Source organism: Streptomyces sp. NPDC018045 (assembly GCF_044327445.1).
Lineage (GTDB): Bacteria > Actinomycetota > Actinomycetes > Streptomycetales > Streptomycetaceae > Streptomyces.
In genome coordinates this window covers 1-2,796 of record NZ_JBIRFL010000077.1, presented here as the reverse complement: position 1 = coordinate 2,796, position 2,796 = coordinate 1, and the positions used below count along the sequence as shown (strand labels likewise).

Below are 2,796 nucleotides of genomic sequence, written 5' to 3'. Positions count from 1 at the left end.
CGCCGATGTCGCCGACGCCACCGAACGCGGCATCCATCGGGTCTGTTCCGATGAACAGCTCCCCTGGTCCTTCCTCGCCCACACGGGACTGAGAATCCATCCCCACCCACCACAGAACTAACGAAAACCTCAGTAGGGCCTGTCTCTCCGATCACGACCGGAGAGACAGACCGTCGACGTGGCGTGTGCTCAGTTCTTATGTGCGGTTACCAGAGCGAAGGAGAGGAATTCTCCACGGTCTGTGGTGAGCATGTCGATAACGGGCTGGTTCGCGCTCTGGCCGTCGGGATGGTGCTCAGCGCCGGCTCGGGCCCACAGCAGCCAGTCCTGCCAGGCGTCCTGCTGCAGCCGCGCGGATGTGACCTTCACCAACTCGGTGATGTCCCACTGGAAGCGCCACCATTCCGCCGTGTGCCAGGCGATCGCTTCCCAGCCGACCACTTCCTTGATGTGGGGCGGGATCATCCCGAGTTCACGGATCTCCCGTGTCATGGCGGGAGTCGCCATGCCCAGCTGTCCCCCGGGCCGGAGGAAGCGCAGCAGGTAGGGCAGGAAGTTGTCCGCCGTACCGAAGTACTCGAAGGCGTCCACGCTGACGATCGCGTCGAAGCTCTGCTCCTCGAATGGCAGGGCGTGTGCCTCTGCTCGTACGGCCTCCACCTGGTCGCCGACACCGGCCTTGGTGAAGACCTGTGCCGCCTGTTCGGGGGCGATCCACAGGTCGGCCGCGACGACGTCGACTCCGTACTCGCGGGCCAGGAATACCGACGTGGCACCCTTGCCGGAGCCGAGGTCGAGAACCCGCATGCCCGGGCGCAGGTCGAGATCGTGGGCGAGGTCTTCCAGCAGCCACAGCGGGTTCGGCCCCATGTCGAGGTCGAGCAACCAGGCGGGGTCATACCGAGAGGAGCGTGGATAGCGGTCCGGACGTACGAGATCGTTCAAGGCAGTCACAAGCACGCACCCAAGCTGATCATGTGCCCGGCCGCAACTCGTTTTGGCCCTACTACGTCGGCTCTTGGTCCACATGGGAGGGTGCGGGCGGCAGTCGGATATGCCTCTGGTCACGAGCGTAGCCAGATCAGGAGTGCTGCGGCGGTGACGGTGCCGTCGAAGATGTAGGCGCGTTTGATGCCCCTATGGATGTCAACCGAGGGACCCAACGGCTCCGGCCTGGCCAGCCGGAGGGTTTGTCGGCACGATGAGTCGGTAGATCTCACGCGCGACGTAGCGTTTGAGGCAGCGGATGATCTCGCGCCGTGTCTTGCCCTCGGTCAGACGTCGTTGCAGGTAGTCGCGGGTGCGGTCGTCCCAGCGCAGTCGGCTGAGGACGATGCGGTAGAGGGCGGCGTTCGCCTGACGATCGCCCCCGCGGTTCAGTCGGCGCCGCTGTGTCTTCCCAGAGGACGCCTCGAGCGGGCTGGTGCCGCATAAGGCCGCAAAGGAGGCCTCGCTGACGAGGCGCTCAGGGTAGTCGCCGGCCGAGATGAGCAGGGCAGCGGCACTGTCCGGGCCGACGCCGCGAACTTCCAGCAGGCCAGGCGTGCTGTCTTCGACGGCCCGGGCTATCTGCTTGTGGAGATCGTCGATCTCCTCGGTCAGGTGCCGGATGCGGCGGGCCAGCAGCCTCAAGGTGTGACGGGCGGCCCCAGCCGGCCCGCTCGCGTGCTGGGGGTCGAGTTCGGCACACCGCTTGAACAGTTGTGGGTTACTCAGCCCGGCCAGCGACTCGCGGAGGGCGCAGTCAGCTGAAACCAGGACGCTCTTGAGCTGGTTGATCGCCTGGGTCCTGGATTTGATCGCGGAGCCCTTCGCCAGCTTGAAGAGCCGGAGCATCTCGACTGGACCGTCGCCGGTCTTCGCCGCGGCGGTGGCGCGTCCGGTCAGCACGGCGCGGGCGGCGGCCTCGGCGTCAATGGCGTCGGTCTTTCCGTGACGGCGTCGGGCGGCTTTGTCGGGCTGGTTGACCTCGGTCACCTCGATGCCCTCGGCGCGCAGGTGACGGGTCAGAGCGGCTCCGTATGAGCCAGTGCACTCGACGCCAGCCCGCCGCAGCATGCCGAAGGAGCGGGCCCAGTCAAGAAGTTGTCGATAGCCGTCGGCGGTCGCGGGGAAGCTGCGACCGTCCAGAGCGGAGCCGAGCACGGTGATGACGGCTGCGGCGTGGACGTCCTTGTGAGTGTCCACGCCGAGCAGGATGTCCTCCGCGTCGGCCGGGACGTGACATGGGGCGGTGGACTGCGTGATGCCGGTCAAGGTCGCCTGTCTCCTGATCGCCTCGGGAACCGGTGGCCGTCGCCGGGCCGGGGCGGTCAAGACTGTGACGGTGCCTGTCGCGAAGGCCCCTATTGGGACACGTCACCTGCCCGGCGGCAGCGAGTACGCCCCGAGCAGTGGCCGACAGATCAAACGCAAGGCGCCAAGGCCAGTCGTAGCGCGAGTCAGGCCACCGCCCGAAGCGGCACCAGTGAGTCGGAACGGGGCAACATAGCGCGGGATCGCCGGTTAGCCAAACCGGCGATCCCGCGCATCATTGATGCTCCACCGCCACGAATTGCCCGCACAGCGAAAGGCACATCCCGACGACCACAGACAACGCGAAACGCGTGGCCAGAACCCCGTCATGCGATCACGCCGTCGCGTAACTCCCGCGGAAAAGATCCTGGGCACGCTCCAGGTCTCGCTCGGTGCGTAGCTGCACCTCTAGTGACCCGAGTCGGAGGTTTGTCGTTGGTTGGGTATGAGTCGTCCGGGTCCGAAGATTGCGCCGTTGTCGGTCACTGATGCCCAGCGGGC

Annotated in this window: 2 protein-coding genes and 1 pseudogene; all 3 read right to left on the bottom strand. The window is 66.3% G+C overall.

The features are described 5' to 3' along the window. Positions 1-189: 189 nt before the first annotated feature. Positions 190-885, bottom strand: a complete 696-nt coding sequence (locus tag ACH4EB_RS38645) for an SAM-dependent methyltransferase (protein ID WP_398353223.1) — start codon at positions 883-885, stop codon at positions 190-192. A 261-nt stretch (positions 886-1,146) separates the two neighbouring features. Continuing rightward, entirely contained in the window at positions 1,147-2,256 is a 1,110-nt protein-coding gene (locus tag ACH4EB_RS38640) for an IS110 family transposase (RefSeq protein WP_398353222.1), read from the bottom strand. A 373-nt stretch (positions 2,257-2,629) separates the two neighbouring features. Next, positions 2,630-2,713, bottom strand: a pseudogene (locus ACH4EB_RS38635) (transporter); the annotation flags it as partial. Positions 2,714-2,796: the final 83 nt, after the last annotated feature.